Annotated in this window: 14 protein-coding genes; all 14 read right to left on the bottom strand. The window is 61.8% G+C overall.

The genetic code is table 11. The annotated features are described in order from the left end of the window. Window positions 1–33 precede the first annotated feature (33 nt). The gene (locus tag AC3YUO_RS10985; protein ID WP_489963078.1) at window positions 34–891 is read right to left on the bottom strand and encodes a fumarylacetoacetate hydrolase family protein; all 858 of its coding nucleotides are present in this window, start codon (window positions 889–891) and stop codon (window positions 34–36) included. Between the two features lie 37 nt (window positions 892–928). After that, window positions 929–1,705, bottom strand: a complete 777-nt coding sequence (locus AC3YUO_RS10980) for a sulfite exporter TauE/SafE family protein (protein WP_489963077.1) — start codon at window positions 1,703–1,705, stop codon at window positions 929–931. A 487-nt stretch (window positions 1,706–2,192) separates the two neighbouring features. Beyond that, window positions 2,193–3,992 carry an aspartate--tRNA ligase gene (aspS, locus tag AC3YUO_RS10975; protein WP_489963076.1) on the bottom strand — a complete coding sequence of 600 codons (1,800 nt, stop codon included), beginning with the start codon at window positions 3,990–3,992 and terminating at the stop codon, window positions 2,193–2,195. Between the two features lie 141 nt (window positions 3,993–4,133). After that, complete coding sequence (gene hisS / locus AC3YUO_RS10970) at window positions 4,134–5,510, bottom strand: histidine--tRNA ligase (protein ID WP_489963075.1); 1,377 nt, start codon at window positions 5,508–5,510, stop codon at window positions 4,134–4,136. Window positions 5,511–6,346: 836 nt separating this feature from the next. Then, entirely contained in the window at window positions 6,347–6,763 is a 417-nt protein-coding gene (locus AC3YUO_RS10965; RefSeq protein ID WP_489963074.1) for a methylglyoxal synthase, read from the bottom strand. A gap of 52 nt (window positions 6,764–6,815) precedes the next feature. Beyond that, complete coding sequence (locus AC3YUO_RS10960) at window positions 6,816–7,550, bottom strand: nucleotide-binding protein (protein WP_489963073.1); 735 nt, start codon at window positions 7,548–7,550, stop codon at window positions 6,816–6,818. Window positions 7,551–7,786: 236 nt separating this feature from the next. Next, on the bottom strand, window positions 7,787–8,500 hold the full coding sequence (gene rsmG / locus AC3YUO_RS10955; RefSeq protein WP_489963072.1) for a 16S rRNA (guanine(527)-N(7))-methyltransferase RsmG: 714 nt from the start codon (window positions 8,498–8,500) through the stop codon (window positions 7,787–7,789). A gap of 3 nt (window positions 8,501–8,503) precedes the next feature. Further along, complete coding sequence (locus AC3YUO_RS10950; protein ID WP_489963071.1) at window positions 8,504–8,848, bottom strand: hypothetical protein; 345 nt, start codon at window positions 8,846–8,848, stop codon at window positions 8,504–8,506. A 49-nt stretch (window positions 8,849–8,897) separates the two neighbouring features. Beyond that, window positions 8,898–9,284, bottom strand: a complete 387-nt coding sequence (mscL, locus tag AC3YUO_RS10945; RefSeq protein ID WP_489963070.1) for a large-conductance mechanosensitive channel protein MscL — start codon at window positions 9,282–9,284, stop codon at window positions 8,898–8,900. Between the two features lie 253 nt (window positions 9,285–9,537). Next, window positions 9,538–10,839: a serine--tRNA ligase gene (gene serS, locus AC3YUO_RS10940; RefSeq protein ID WP_489963069.1), complete on the bottom strand. Its 1,302-nt coding sequence runs from the start codon at window positions 10,837–10,839 to the stop codon at window positions 9,538–9,540. Window positions 10,840–10,895: 56 nt separating this feature from the next. Then, on the bottom strand, window positions 10,896–11,507 hold the full coding sequence (locus AC3YUO_RS10935) for a hypothetical protein (RefSeq protein WP_489963068.1): 612 nt from the start codon (window positions 11,505–11,507) through the stop codon (window positions 10,896–10,898). Further along, window positions 11,504–12,394, bottom strand: coding sequence for a ParB/RepB/Spo0J family partition protein (locus AC3YUO_RS10930; RefSeq protein WP_489963067.1), 891 nt, complete (start codon window positions 12,392–12,394; stop codon window positions 11,504–11,506). The genes AC3YUO_RS10935 and AC3YUO_RS10930 overlap by 4 nt, the downstream gene beginning before the upstream one ends. A 220-nt stretch (window positions 12,395–12,614) precedes the next feature. Next, window positions 12,615–13,379: a ParA family protein gene (locus AC3YUO_RS10925; protein WP_489963066.1), complete on the bottom strand. Its 765-nt coding sequence runs from the start codon at window positions 13,377–13,379 to the stop codon at window positions 12,615–12,617. Window positions 13,380–14,294: 915 nt separating this feature from the next. Beyond that, on the bottom strand, window positions 14,295–15,101 hold the full coding sequence (locus AC3YUO_RS10920; protein ID WP_489963065.1) for a ParB/RepB/Spo0J family partition protein: 807 nt from the start codon (window positions 15,099–15,101) through the stop codon (window positions 14,295–14,297). Between the last annotated feature and the right edge of the window lie 46 nt (window positions 15,102–15,147).

Here is a 15,147-nt window from a genome sequence, read left to right as displayed (position 1 = left end):
GAACGGTCCGACCGCTTTTTTGGTTTTATTGGTTCAGCAGAAGGTGTTTTCCAAGGTGCCGATGCCCTCAATGGTGACGGACACCTTGTCCCCTGGGCGGAGCCACTGTTTCTGGTCCGCCGGGTAGCCCTGCATCACCCCGGAGGGAGTGCCGGTGAAGATAATATCCCCGGGCAGGAGGGTGAAGTGGCGGGACAGGTCGGCGATGATCTCCGCCAGGGAGAAGATCATGTCGCTGGTGTTGGAATTCTGGCGCAGCTCCCCGTTGACGGTGGAGGAGATGTCCAGATTCTGGGGGTCCAGCTCGCCGGCAGGGACCAGACAGGGTCCCACCGGGCCGAAGCCGTCCAGGGACTTGGACAGCACCCACTGGTTGCCCCGGGCAAACTGAAGGTCCCGGGTGGACAGGTCGTTGCCGCAGGTATAGCCGTAAACATAGCTTAGCGCCTCCTCCGGGGAGACGTTCCGGGCAGGTTTTCCCATTACAGCTACCAATTCTGCCTCATAATCATACTCTTTGTATTCATCAGGCAGCTTGATGCAGTCCCCGTGGGCGGCCAGGGCGGTGGAAAACTTGTTGAACAGCACCGGGGCAGGGGGGAGGGGGAGGTTGCATTCCTTGGCGTGCTGGCGGTAGTTGAGGCCGATGCACAGGATCTTGGAGCTGTTGGTGACCACCGGGGCCAGGGGGGCGGTGGTGAAGCACTGGGCGCCCTCACACAGGGTGTTCAGGGCTTCCAGGCCCTCCGCGCCCTGGGCGATGGCCTCCTCCATGGTGGTGGGGACGGCGAGCCCACGGCGGGCTCCCTCGGCGGCCACATCCACAATGCCGCCCTCCGTCATAAGCCCCAGGGCCGGGGCGTTGTCCTTCCAGAATTGTACCAGCTTCATGGTGTGTTCCTCCTGACAAAATAGAATGGGGATGCCTTCAGCCGGTCACCAGGTCAAAGACCAGGCGGATGACCAGCAGGGTGAGAACGACAAAAAACATGGGTCGGATGACCCGGGCGCCATTTTTCAGGGCCAGGCTGGAGCCGATGTAATTGCCCGCAATGCCGCACAGGGCGGCGGGGATGCCCACCGCCCAAACCACCTCCCCCGCCAGGGCAAAGGTGATGAGGGAGGCCACATTGGAGGCCGCATTGGCCACCTTGGTGTTGCCCGAGGCGGTGAGCAGGTCAAACTTGCAAATACCGGTGAAGGCCAGCATCAGAAAGGTGCCGGTGCCGGGGCCAAAAAATCCATCGTAGGTGCCCAGGGCAATTCCAATGGCCAGCACCATGACAATGAGCTGCCGGGTGGAAAACCGGTGGGAGCCGTTCTCCGTGCCGAATTCACCCTTAAACAGCAGGAACAGGGCCATGATGGGGACCACAATGAGCATCAGGTAGTAGAGATAGCGCTCGGGCATAATCAGATTCAGCTGCACCCCCAGCCAGGCCCCGGCCAGAGCGCCAGCCCCGCCGAACAGGGCGCTGGGGAGGTGAATCCGCCCCTGTTTGAAAAAGCGGTAGGTGGACAGCAGGGTGCCGAAGGTGTTGCCGCACTTGTTGGTGGCGGAGGCCGCGTGGGCGGGCAGACCGGCCAGCAGATAGGCGGGCAGGGTGATGAGGCCTCCCCCTCCGGCCACCGCATCCACGATGCCGCCGAGAAAGACCAGGGGACAGACAATGAGTAACGTTTCCAACAGCTGTTGGGGCGGCATGGCAGTTACCTCCGAAATTAAAATCTCCCCGGCCACATCACAGGCGGGCCCTGATGAAAAAGGGGAGGGTGGAATCTAGGTGTTCCGTTCAAAAAAACAGGAGGAGAACCCCGTTTTGGCGGTTCTCCTCCTGCCTGTTTCAACGACAGAGGCAAAACGAAGTTTTGCACAAAGCTTTTTTGCCTACTTTTTTCTCGAAAAAAGTAGGTTACTCCTGGGGATCGTCCTGCTCCTTGCGGGTGACAGCGATGCTCAAATCATCCAGCTGCTTATCATCCCTCCCCGCAAAATTCTATTTTGCGGGGACCCCTCGGGATTTCAAATGCTCGGGCGAAGTGAATGGCCCAGGCCACCTTCTCTTGCCCCATTTTGGGGCAATTCACCTTGTTCGCCCTGCGCAAATCTCCGCCTTCGGCTTCGATTTTACGCGCCAAAGGGCGCGCCCCACGTGCCGTGGGGCCCCTTTGTGGATGACAAGAGGGAAGAATCAGGCTTCGGGTTCATCCTGCTCCTTGCGGGTGACAGCGATGGACAGATCATCCAGCTGCTTGTCATCCACAAAGTCGGGGCAGGCCATCATCAAATCGGAAGCATTCTGCACCTTGGGGAAGGCGATGACGTCCCGGATGGAGCTGGCGCCGGCCATGAGCATGCACAGACGGTCCAGGCCGTAGGCCAGGCCGCCGTGGGGAGGCGCACCGAACTTGAAGGCGCCCACCAGGTGGCCGAAGCGCTCCTGAATGTCCTCCTCGGAGATGCCCAGGGCCTGGAAGGCCTTCTCCTGCATCTCGGGGGTGTTAATGCGGATGGAGCCGCCGCCCAGCTCGGTGCCGTTCAGGACGATGTCGTAGGCACGGGCGCGGCAGTTGGCCTTGTCGGAGAGAATCTTGTCCTCGTCCTCCACCATGGGGGCGGTGAAGGGGTGGTGCATGGCCTGATAGCGGCCCTCCTCCTCGCTCCACTCGAACATGGGGAACTCGGTGACCCACAGGAACTTGAAGTCCTTGGGGTCCAGGATGCCCAGCTGACGGGCCACCTCGCAGCGCAGGGCGCCCAGGGCGGCCCACACCACGGTGTTCTTCTCGTCGCCCACAATGAGCACCAGGTCGCCGTCCTTGGCGCCGGCCCGGCCCAGAATGGCTTTGTTCTCCTCCTCGGTGAGGAACTTGGCGTAGGAGGAGGTCATCTGGCCGTCCACCAGGCGGGCCCAGGCCAGACCCTTGGCCTTGTAGGTCTTGACGAAGTCCACCAGCTTGTCAATCTTCTTCCGGGGGAAGTCACCGGCGTGGCCGTTGACGTTGATGAGGCGCACGGAGCCGCCCGCCTGGACGGGGCCGGAGAACACGCCGAAGCCGCAGTCCTTCACGATGTCGCTGATGTCCTTCAGCTCAAAGCCGAAGCGCAGGTCGGGCTTGTCGGAGCCGAAGCGATCCATGGCCTCCTGCCAGGGCATACGCTGGAAGGGGGTCTGCACGTCCACATCCAGGACCTCCTTGAAGACCCGCTTCAGGAAGCCCTCCTGGATGGACATGATATCGTCCTCGTTGACGAAGGACATCTCCAGGTCGATCTGGGTGAATTCCGGCTGACGGTCGGCACGCAGATCCTCGTCCCGGAAGCAGCGGGCGATCTGGAAGTAGCGGTCAAAGCCGGAGAGCATCAGCAGCTGCTTGTACTGCTGGGGGGACTGGGGCAGGGCATAGAACTTGCCCGGATGGACCCGGGAGGGCACCAGATAGTCCCGGGCGCCCTCGGGGGTGGACTTGGTGAGGATGGGGGTCTCAATCTCCAGGAAGCCCTGCTCGTCGAAGTAGTCCCGGGCAATCTTGGTGATCTTGTGGCGGGTGGCGATGGCCTGCTGCATCTCGGGGCGGCGCAGGTCCAGATAGCGGTACTTCAGGCGCAGCATGTCGTTGGCCTTGGAGTGCTCCACAATCTCAAAGGGCGGGGTGTCGGACTTAGCCAGCAGGCGCAGCTCGGTCACGTACACCTCCACATCGCCGGTGGCGATCTTGTTGGTCTTGCTCTCGCGCTCCCGGACGGTGCCCACCGCGGCCACCACGAACTCGGCGCGCAGGGAGGCCGCCTTCTCAAAGATGGCCTTGTCGGTGCTGTCGTCGAAGGACAGCTGGATGAGGCCGGTGCGGTCCCGCAGGTCCACAAAGATGAGGCCGCCCAGGTCCCGCTGCCGCTGCACCCAGCCGCACAGGGACACGGTCTTGCCCGCGTCGCTCAGTCGAAGGTCTCCGCAGTAATGGCTGCGGTGGAAACCCTGAAGATTATCCACAAAAATCAACTCCAGTTTGTATTATTGAATTAAAATATTCCAAATAGAAATGGAATTATCTCAAATATTTTCCCCAATACCATCAGGTGGACGCAGAGGCGAAGCGGCAGCTTCGCAAAAAGTTCTTTGCCCAGCTTTCTTTCAAGAAAGCTGGTCGCCCTTGTCCAGGATGGGGGTGCCCTGGTTGAGCTCCACCAGGCCGGCCTGGATGTGGGCCAGAGCGTCGGCGGGGGACAGCTTCACCTGCTCGCCGGAGCGCATGTTCTTCACGGCACACACACCGGCGGCAATCTCCTCCTCGCCCAGGAAGATGACGTAGGGCACGCCCAGCTTGTCGGCGTAGGACATCTTCTGCTTGAACTTCTTCTGCTCGCCGTAGATCTGCACCCGGACGCCCTGGTTGCGCAGGGTGGTGGCCAGGGAGATGGCGGGAGCCATGTCGTCGGTCATGGGCAGGATGAGGGCGTCGGCGGGGGCGGTGTTCAGCTGGTCGTTCAGGTAGCCCTGGTCCTCCAGCACGAAGAACAGGCGGGTGAGGCCGATGGAGATGCCCACGCCGGGCAGCTGCTTCTCGGTGTAGTACTCGGCCAGGTTGTCGTACCGGCCGCCGGAGCAGATGGAGCCGATTTCGGGGTGATCCAGCATGGTGGTCTCATAGACGGTGCCGGTGTAGTAATCCAGTCCCCGGGCGATGGTCAGGTCCACGGCGAAGTTGGCCTCGGGCACACCGAAGGCGGCCAGGTTGCGGGTGACGGTGTTCAGCTCGTCCAGGCCCTCGTCAAAGAGGGGGTGACGGCCGCGGTAGGCCTCCAGGGCCTTCAGGACCTCCTGGTTGGAGCCGGTGATGGCGATGAAGTTCATGATTTCGGCGGCCTGCTGGGTGGTGAGGCCGATTTCCTCGCCCATGAGGAGCTCCCGCACCTGGGGGGCGCCGATCTTCTCCAGCTTGTCCACGGTGCGCATGATGAGGCCGGACTTGTGGGTCAGATCCAGCATGGCGTAGAAGCCGTTGAGCACCTTGCGGTTGTTCACCCGGATCTGGAAGCGCTTCAGGCCCAGGGAGGTGAAGGTGCGGTAGATGATGGCGGGAATCTCGGCGTCGTTGGAGATGTCCAGCTTGCCGTCGCCGATGATGTCAATGTCGGCCTGGTAGAACTCGCGGAAGCGGCCGCGCTGGGCGCGCTCGCCCCGGTAGACCTTGCCGATCTGGAAGCGGCGGAAGGGAAAGGCCAGGTTGGCGTAGTTGAGGGCCACGTACTTGGCCAGGGGGACGGTCAGGTCAAAGCGGAGGGACAGGTCGCTGTCGCCCTTGGTGAAGCGGTAGATCTGCTTCTCGGTCTCGCCGCCGCCCTTGGCCAGCAGCACCTCGCTGGCCTCGATGAGGGGGGTGTCCAGGGGAGTGAAGCCGTAGAGGGAGAAGGACTCCCGGATGATGGCGGCCATGCGGTCAAACTGAATCTGCCGGGCGGGGAGAAGCTCCATGAAACCGGACAGGGTACGAGGCTGAACAATACTCATAAGAAAAGCAATCCTTTCTGAATTGGTTTTTTGAAGTGCGGCGGAGGACACAACACCTCCGCGGCGGCATAGGGCCGCTTCCTTTCATTATCCTTCCCCTTGGGGAAGGTGGTGCTTGTGGAAACACACAGGAATGACCAACATCAGAAAAACTCCTTTCTCCCCGCCCCGCTTTCTTGAAAGAAAGCTTGGCAAAGAACTTTATGCGAAGCTTCGCTTCGCCTCTGCGCCCGTAAGGAGGGGGGTGGGCAGACACGGCTCTTCCCCTCGCCTTTGGGTGTTCCGCAGGTTCGTAGGGGCGGATATCATCCGCCCGGCAGGGTCTGGTAATGCCATCTGGGGTAGGGGGGATGTCCCCATACGCCCGCAGAGGGCGGCTTTCCGCTTTTCCGTAGGGGCGGATATCATCCGCCCGTTAGGGTTTGGTGATGCCATCTGGGGTAGGGGTGGATGTCCTCATCCGCCCGCCCGGGGCTGCACCCGGCTTTGTGTTGTGCAGGGGTGCGGGGTTGGGTTTGGTTCATACGAGAGTAGAGTACCCAATCCTGGGGAAAAAAAGAGCGCTCTCATCCCATAATTGGGACGAGAGCGCGAACACGCTTCGTGGTGCCACCCAATTTCAGGCGCTGCAAAGCGCCCCTTTCGCCTTCTGTTGCGGGAAGGAGACCGCACCCGTCTCCGGGCCCGCTGCTGACGCTGTCTTCCTCCGGGCCATTTCCCCAAAACCCTTTCAGCCGAGGGGGTTTCTCTCTGTTGGGCGGTAACCGGGCTACTCATGCGCCGTCACGGCGGTGGATGGACTTAATGCTACCCCAAAATGGGGAAAAAGTCAAGTCTTACAGGGCAAAGGGGACCCGGTTAGGGTTCATAACCTCGCGCCAGTCCAGGTCGCCCCGCGCCAGGCCGTGGATGAGAAGCTCGGCGGTAGCCACGTTGGTGGCCATGGGGACGGAGTGCTGGTCGCACAGGCGGGAGATGTAGAGGATATCCTTGTCCATCTCGTTATCCAGGGGGGAGTTGAAGAACAGGACCATGTCGATTTCGTTGTAGACGATGCGCTGGCCAATCTGCTCAATGCCGCCGTGCTCATGGGACAAAAACAGGCTGACGGGCAGCCCGGTGGCCTCGGCAACCATACGGCCGGTGGCGTTGGTGGCGCAGACGGTATGCTTGGACAATACGCCGCAGTAGGCGGTGCAGAACTGAACCATAAGGTCCTGCTTTTTGGTATGGCTCATCAGTGCGATGTTCACGGTGGCATTACCTCCTTCATGTAAGTACCTATGGCCGTTGGGCCAAGAAAATTCATCGGATGCGCATAATGGGGACCTGGCGGCCCTCCAGACGCTGGGCAATGTTCCAGCAGGCCAGGGTGGCGCCCTTCCGCTCCAGGGTGGCCAGAGGCACGCCCCGGTTGGCGGCCAGCATTACCCGCGGGTCCTCGGGGACCACGCCCATGAGGGGGAGCCCCGCGGTGTCCATGGCGTCGTCAATGGTGGTGCGCAGCTTGTGCAGAAGCTTGGGCTGAATCCGGTTCATCACCAGATGGACCTGGTTCAGGTGGGCCAGAGCCAGCACGGTGCGCTGTGCGTCCCGCAGGGAGGAGGTGTCGCTGGTGGCCACGACCAGCGCCCGGTCGGCGCCGCAGGCGGCCATGCGGAACCCCACACCCAGACCGGCGGGGGAGTCAATGAGAATGGCGTCGTAGAGGGAACGGGCGGTGTCCAGCAGGGCGCGGATTTTGCTTGCGGTGAGCCCGCTGGGCAGGGACATGGGCGCGGTGAGCAGAGAAAGACCGGGCAGCGCGGGATGGTTCACTGCGGCGCGGGCCAGGGGGCAGTAGCCCATGGCCACGTCCGTAAAGTCCATCAGCGCCCGGTCGCTCAGGCCCAGAGAGATGTCCAGATTACGAAGGCCAATGTCCATATCGATGCACAGAACCCTGCGCCCCATAAGGGCCAGGGAGGCGGCAACGCCGCCGGTAATGGAGGTTTTTCCCGTGCCTCCCTTTCCGGAGGTAACTGTGATTACGACACCCATGAAAAGCCTCCTAACTTACCAATTAAAAGTGTACCACAAATTTAATATGCGTCAATGGTTTTTTTGTAAAAAATCCCAAAAAAGTAACAAATGTGCGTAGAAAATCAAACACAGTTTCGTTTTTTTGACCAGAAACCGGCCAAAACAGGTAACTGGAATGACTTTCCTGCTCTGGTTGAAAACTGGAAGAGCAGGAAAAGGGAGATAGGGCAAAGGCCCGGAGCGCTGTCCCCGGATTACAGGGGATCTTTTTGGATTTTTGCCCATCGGCGGGGGTAGCCCTTTAAAGTGGGGGCCACCTTGTCCACCAGAATGACCCGGTGGGTGACGTCGGTGCCGGGGATGGTGTAGTCCACCGTCTCCCGCACCCGGCCGCCCATAAACTTGATGGCGTGGGCAGCGCCCTCCAGCTCGGGGCCGGACTCCACCGACTTCATGGACAGAAACACGCCGCCCACCTTGGCGTAGGGGAGGCACAGCTCGCTTAAAAGCCGCAGGTCGGCCACCGCCCGGGCGGTGACAAAGTCAAAGCTGTCCCGGAAGCCCTTCACCTGGGCCTGTTCCTCGGCCCGGGCGTGGATGGCCTCCACGCCGCTGAGGCCCAGCCGGGCGGCCACCTCATTGAGCCAGTCCACCCGCTTTCCCAGGGAGTCCAGCAGAGTGACCTTTAAGGAGGGCACCAGGATTTTCAGGGCCAGGCCGGGGAAGCCCGCCCCGGTGCCCACGTCGATGAGGGTTTTCCCCTGAAAATCCGCATAGCGGAGCAGGGCGGCGCAGTCCAGCATGTGGAGCCGTGCTACTCCGTCCTCCTCCCGGATGGCGGTGAGGTTCATCACCTGATTTTTTTCCAGCAGCAGCCGGCCGTACTCCGCCAGCTGCGCGGGGGCCTGGTCAGGCACCTGGGCGGTGAGGCCCAGCTCCTCCAGCCCCTGGGCAATCAATGCTTCCATGGCTCAGCCTCCGAAATTGGACATAAGACCGGCGAGCCCCACCGGCAGGGTGGCGGCGGCCAGCAGCCAGCACAGCAGGGCCAGCAGGATGGCGGGCAGCTTTCCCGGAGTTCCGTTGGAGCGCCAGCTCACCAGGGCCACCGCCCCCATGCCAATGAGGCCGGGTACGGTGAGAAGGGGCCCCAGGTTGCCCAGCATGGTGCCGTTATAGAAGTAGTAGGTGGTGAGGGCCAGGAAGATGAGCACGTAGGCCAGGGCGATCCAGGCCAGGGTGCGTTTGACGGGGGAGGCAGGGGTGTAGCCCTTGTCCTTCTCCGGATGTTCCGGCGGATTGGTGTGGTGTGACATAGTCGCTCCTTTTTGTGTGGTTCCCCTGTGGGGCAGGGGAGGGGGGAGGTCAGGACTTCTCCTTCAGCAGGTCCCGGATCTCCATGAGCAGCTTCTCCTCGTTGGAGGGGGCGGGGGGCGCCTTGGGGGCCTCCGCCTTTTTCCGGTGGAAGCGGTTGACCGCCTTGACGATGCAGAACACCGCGAAGGCCATAATGAGGAAGTTCAGGACCGCCTCAATAAAATTGCCGTAGGCGATCTGGGCCTCGCCCAGGGTGAGGGCCAGATCGGCAAAGGACACCCGTCCCACCAGAATGCCCAGCAGGGGCATGAGGATGTCGTTGGTGAGGGAGTCGGCGATGGCCTTGAAGGCGCCGCCGATGATGACGCCCACCGCCATGTCCAGCACGTTGCCCCGGGCGATGAAGGTCTTGAATTCGGAAAGGAAGGCGTGCATGTTGTTCTCCTTGTTCCTGCAGCGGTTTTTTGGCCGCCGGAGGGGCTCCCGTCTCCTTCAGGGAAAACCCGTGTCCCGAAACCCTTGGGGCCCAAGGGTTTCGGGCAAATTCCGTTCTGGAGCGGTTTTCAGGGGCCAAAATGACCCTTTGACCGATCCGGAGGACCGGAAACGGCTGGAGACGGGAGTATTATTTTGGTAAAATATTACGATTTGTTATCACATGGTCCGAAGTGGACATCCTGTGGAAAACTTAGTGCTTGGGCACCAGCTTCTCCTGGCCGCCCATGTAGGGACGGAGGACGGCAGGGATGTTCACGGTGCCGTCGGCCTGGAGGTTGTTCTCCAGGAAGGCGATGAGCATACGGGGAGGAGCCACCACGGTGTTGTTCAGGGTGTGGGGCAGGTACATGCCCTTCTCGCCCTTGACGCGCATCTTCAGGCGGCGGGCCTGAGCGTCGCCCAGGTTGGAGCAGGAGCACACCTCGAAGTACTTCTGCTGGCGGGGGGACCAGGCCTCGATGTCGCAGGACTTGACCTTCAGGTCGGCCAGGTCGCCGGAGCAGCACTCCAGCTGGCGGACGGGGATGTCCAGGGAGCGGAACAGCTCCACGGAGTAGCGCCACATCTGCTCATACCACTTCATGGAGTCCTCGGGCTTGCAGACCACCACCATCTCCTGCTTCTCGAACTGGTGGATGCGGTAGACGCCGCGCTCCTCGATGCCGTGGGCGCCCTTCTCCTTGCGGAAGCAGGGGGAGTAGGAGGTGAGGGTCTGGGGCAGCTTGTCCTCGGGGATGATCTGGTCGATGAACTTGCCGATCATGGAGTGCTCGGAGGTGCCGATGAGGTACAGGTCCTCGCCCTCAATCTTATACATCATGGCGTCCATCTCGGTCTGGGACATAACGCCCTCCACCACGTTGCCGTGGATCATGAAGGGGGGCACGCAGAAGGTGAAGCCCTTGCCGATCATGAAGTCACGGGCGTAGGCCAGCACGGCCTCGTGGAGCCGGGCGATGTCGCCCATGAGGTAGTAGAAGCCGTTGCCGGAGACGCGGCCGGCGGAGTCCATGTCGATGCCGTCGAAGGACTCCATGATCTGGGTGTGGTAGGGAATCTCAAAGTCAGGGGTGACGGGCTCGCCGAAGCGCTGGACCTCCACGTTGCAGGAGTCGTCGGGGCCGATGGGCACGGAGGGGTCGATGATGTTGGGGATCTGGAGCATGATGTGGCGGATCTCCTCGGCCAGCTTGGCCTCCTTCTCCTCCAGCTCCTGGAGACGGTCGGCGTTGGCCTTCACCTGGGCCTTGACGGCCTCAGCCTCCTCCAGCTTGGAGGGGTCCTTCTTGGCCTGGCCCATGAGCATGCCGATCTGCTTGGAGAGGCTGTTGCGGCTGGCGCGCAGCTCATTGGCCTCGGTCATGGCGGCCCGGTTCTCCTCGTCCAGAGCGATGACCTGGTCCACCAGGGGCAGCTTCTGGTCCTGGAACTTCTTCTTGATGTTCTCCTTAACGGCCTCGGGATTCTCCCGGATAAACTTTATATCCAGCATGGTACTATCTCCTTAATTTTTATTGGTTTCTATCACAGGGCCTTTGGCCCGGACAATCAATACAGGGCGTCGTAAATCTCCTGGTAGCGGTCGTAGGGGGAGAAGCGGCCGTTATCGGTAATGCTCTCCTTGGGCAGCCACTCCTTCAGGTTGGCCTCCTCCAGGCTCTGGATGAGCTGGCGGCACAGGGAGTAACGTCCCCGCACATAGGCCTCGTCAATCTGCCAGAACCAGTCCATGGCCTGGCTGGTCTTCTCCGCCTGCACCGACAGGTCGGAGACCTGCTGCTCCAGCTGGTCCACCTGCTTCTGCAGGTCCTGGTTTTCCTCCTCCAGATCCTGGGTCTTCTCCTTCAGGGCGGCGTTCTCCTCATAGAGGCTGTTGAGGGACTGCACGGCGTTTACCGACTGCTGCAAATCGTCAATCTGGGCCTCGTTCTGCTCCTGGAGCAGCTGGTACTGCCGCCGCTCCATCACAAAGGTGAACAGCAGCAGCACAAAGGCGGCGCCGAAGAGGATGGCGATATACTGAAACACCGACTTCTGCCGCCGTTTCTGCTGGCCGGGGGTGAGGGGCTTGTCCGCCTTTTTACCCTCGGCGGCGGGCGCCTTGTCCTGGGTGGGGGAGGGGCTCTCCTGGGGAGAGGGATTCTTCTGTTCCTCGCTCACGACTGGACACCTCCTTCCCCATGCAGGGTCTGGAGCAGCGCCAGCAGCGCCTCCAGGTCCTGGTCGTTGTAGTATTCCAGCTCAATCTTGCCTTTTTTGCCCCGGTGGGCAATCTTCACCTTCCGGCCCAGACGGCCGGACAGGTCTTTCTCCAGTTCGCCCAGATAGAGGGACAGGTCGGGACCGTCGGTCTTGGGCTTGTCCGCCTTCTGCTTCTGGAGGGCCTTGACCAGGGCCTCGGTCTGCCGCACGGACAGCTGGCCCTCGATGACCTTCTTGGCTGCCTGGCGCTGGAGGGCAGGGGAGGGCAGGGCCAGGATGGCCCGGGCATGTCCGGCGGACAGGACCTCCTCCTCCAGCAGCTTCAGAATGTCCTCGGGCAGGGCCAGAAGACGGAGGGTGTTGGCGATGGCGGGGCGGGACTTGCCCATCTGCTGGGCCACCTGCTCTTGGGTGAGGCCGTACTCCTCCATGAGCACCTGGTAGCCCCGGGCCTCTTCGGCGGGATTCAGGTCCTCCCGCTGGAGGTTCTCAATGAGGCCCAGCTCCATGACCTTCCGGTCGTCCGCCTCGATGATGACGGCGGGAACTTCCGCCAGTCCGGCCTCCTTGGCGGCCCGCCAGCGCCGCTCCCCGGCGATGATCTGGTAGTAGCCGGAGGACAGCCGCCGGACGGTGAGGGGCTGAATGATGCCGTGAACCCGGATGGACTCGGCCAAATCGGCCAGCGCCTCGGGGTCAAAGCGCTTCCGGGGCTGGTTCAGCCCCGGTTCAACCTGGGAAATGGGGAGGAGGACGGAGCCTTCCCCCTGAGGCTGGAGGTCCGGGTCGCCCAGCAGGGCGTTGAGCCCACGGCCCAGACCCAGTTCCATGTTTCGTTTTGCCATTGCAGTACTCCTATTTTAAATGTATGCCAATGGGTGCATAACGGTGGGTGTTTCACGTGAAACGTCGTCGGCGCAAAGTCCGCTTTGTTCGGAACGCCCAGGCGTGGGCATTCCTCACCCGCTCCCTTGCGCCTCCTCTCCAAAGTGCACCCGCTGCGCTGGGCTGCACTTTGGTACCGCCTGCGGGCGGGACGGGGGATGGGAGCGGCGGCGGAGCCGTTTATCCCTTCCCGTGGATGGCGATCATCTCCTGTGCCAGGGCGGTGTAGGCCTCGCAGCCCCTGGAGTAGGGGTCGTAGGCGGTAATGGGCTTGCCATGGCTGGGCGCCTCAGAGAGGCGGACGTTGCGGGGAATGACGGTGGCGTACACCTGGCCGGGGAAGTGGCGCTTGACCTCTTCTGCCACCTGTAAGGACAGGTTGGTGCGGCTGTCAAACATGGTCAGCAGCACGCCCTCCAGGGCCAGCCGGGGGTTAAGTCCCCGCTTTACCAGCCGTACCGTGGCCAGCAGGTCGCTGAGACCCTCCAGAGCGTAGTACTCACACTGGACGGGCACCAGCAGGGAATCCGCCGCGCACAGGGCGTTGACGGTGAGCAGCTCCAGGGAGGGGGGGCAGTCGATGAAGATGTAGTCGTACTGGTCGGACAGCGCGCCCAGGGCCTGCTTCAGCAGCATCTCCCGGTGGTCAATGCCAATCATCTCGATGCCCGCACCGGCCAGGGCCTTGTTGGAGGGGAGCACATCGCCGTATTTGGTGTGCTGCACCGCCCGCTCAGGCTCAGCGCCGTTGATCAGGACGTCGTAGACGTTGGGGGAGGCGGTGTTTTTGTCCACACCCATGCCGGAGGTGGCGTTGGCCTGAGGGTCAAAGTCACACAGCAGTACGCGTTTGCCCGCGTCATGGAGGGCCGCGGAGAGGTTCACGGTGGTGGTGGTTTTACCAACGCCGCCTTTTTGGTTGACAACAGCAATGATTCTGGCCATAGGCGCCTCCTGTGGGAAATTGGGGTTTGCCCGCTGACGCGGGCTGTTTGCAGAATTTCATTATAACAATCGCAGGAGGGCTTTTCAACTGTTTTGCCCTGGTTTTTACGTTTTTAACATGGGCAAAGGAAAGATTCTATTTTATATAAGGTATGGTTGGCCCTTTGAAGGTGGTTTCACCTGCGGGTGGGACGGGGAAAGGGATGTTTCGCCCCCGGGCGAGTAACTTTCTGTGCGGACAGAAAGTCACCAAAGAACCGTCTAGGGGAAGGGGGATTTCGATTTCCCCCTTCCCCTAGATACCCCATCCTCTTGAAACGACCAATCAGGGGGGCTTCGGCCCCCCTATTGGATGTACCCCCCGAGGGATGGTGGTGACCTGAAAACTTCCGCGCCGGAATAGGTGCGGAGGTCAACGGACCAAAGGGCCGCTGCAAACCAAGAAGCTTGAAGTGCCGCAACTACCCTCATATATCAACTACCCGCCCCGGAGGCGGAGCAAACACCGAACCACCGCGCGATGGAGGAAAGCCAGGCGCGATGGCTCTTGTAGGAGCATAGACCTGTTCAACCAACACGGAGCGGCAGCGGGCGGCGCGAGGAACGGTATCCTGTCCTTTGCCCGCGCCGGATGGATACAACCTCGCTCCTTGGTGGCTCCCCCGTAAATAAACGGGGGTCCGGGGGAGGCGGCATAAAAACACGGAGTGTTTTTCGAGACGTCGACCCCCGGCGGCGTTTTGCCTACTTTGCCGACGCGGGCAAAGTAGGTCGCCCCCCAGGGCGAAATTATCCTTTCCCACCCGCAGGCAGAGTTTAAGCCGCCAACGTCTGCGCCGCCGACGTTTCACGTGAAACATAAAAAGCCCCCGCCCGCGCCGAAGCGCAGACGGGGAACAGGAAGGGGAGGTAAGCTCAACTGGGATGTCGGGGAATATGAATGGTCAACAGGATCTCCTGGTCGGTGTCGGTGCGGCGGCACTGGGCATCCACCCCCGCCGACCGCATCAAATCCAGGCTCCTGGTAATGGTGTTGAGAAAGAGTCGCACGTCCCGAATCAGAAAGGTGGGCTTCTTGCGGGCGGTCTGCCGCTGGGCCAGCATAGACTCCACCAGCGCCTCCGTCTGTGCCACGGTCAGGTGTCGTTCCACCACCTGAGCGGCGGCCTGGGTTTGGTCCTGGGGATTCTCCAGCCGCAGGAGGGCCCGGGCGTGGCGCTCAGTGCAGCCGGACTGGCACATTTGTTCCAGAACCGCCTCGGGCAGCTTGAGAAGCCGCAGCTTGTTGGCCACGGCGGACTGGCTCTTGCCGATGCGCCGGGCCACCTCCTCCTGGGAGAGGGAATAGGTGTCGATGAGGCGGCGGAGAGCTTTGGCCTCCTCCCAGAAGTCCAAATCCTTCCGCTGGAGGTTCTCCACCAGAGCCAGCAGGGAGGAGGACTGGCTGTCGGTCTGGATGGACAGGCAGGGCACCTGGGAAAGTCCCGCCAGCCGGGCGGCCCGCAGCCGCCGCTCCCCGGCCACCAGCTCCCAGCCGCCGCTGCGGCGGCGCACCGTCAAAGGCTGCAGCACCCCCAGAGCCTGGATGGAGCCCGCCAGCTCCTCCAGCTCCGCCTGGGAGAAGCGCTTCCGGGGCTGGTCCGGGTTGGGCACAATGGCGTCCACCGGCAGAAACAGCACCTTTCCCGTCTCATAAATACCCTTTCTGGACAAACCCAGCATGGTCCCGGCCCCCTTATCCCGCAGTGTAATGACAACCATAGTTTAC

The organism is Pseudoflavonifractor sp. HNCC25GI2 (assembly GCF_058136395.1).
Note: the sequence above shows the minus strand (reverse complement) of the source record. Positions and strands in the feature narration are given on the sequence as shown.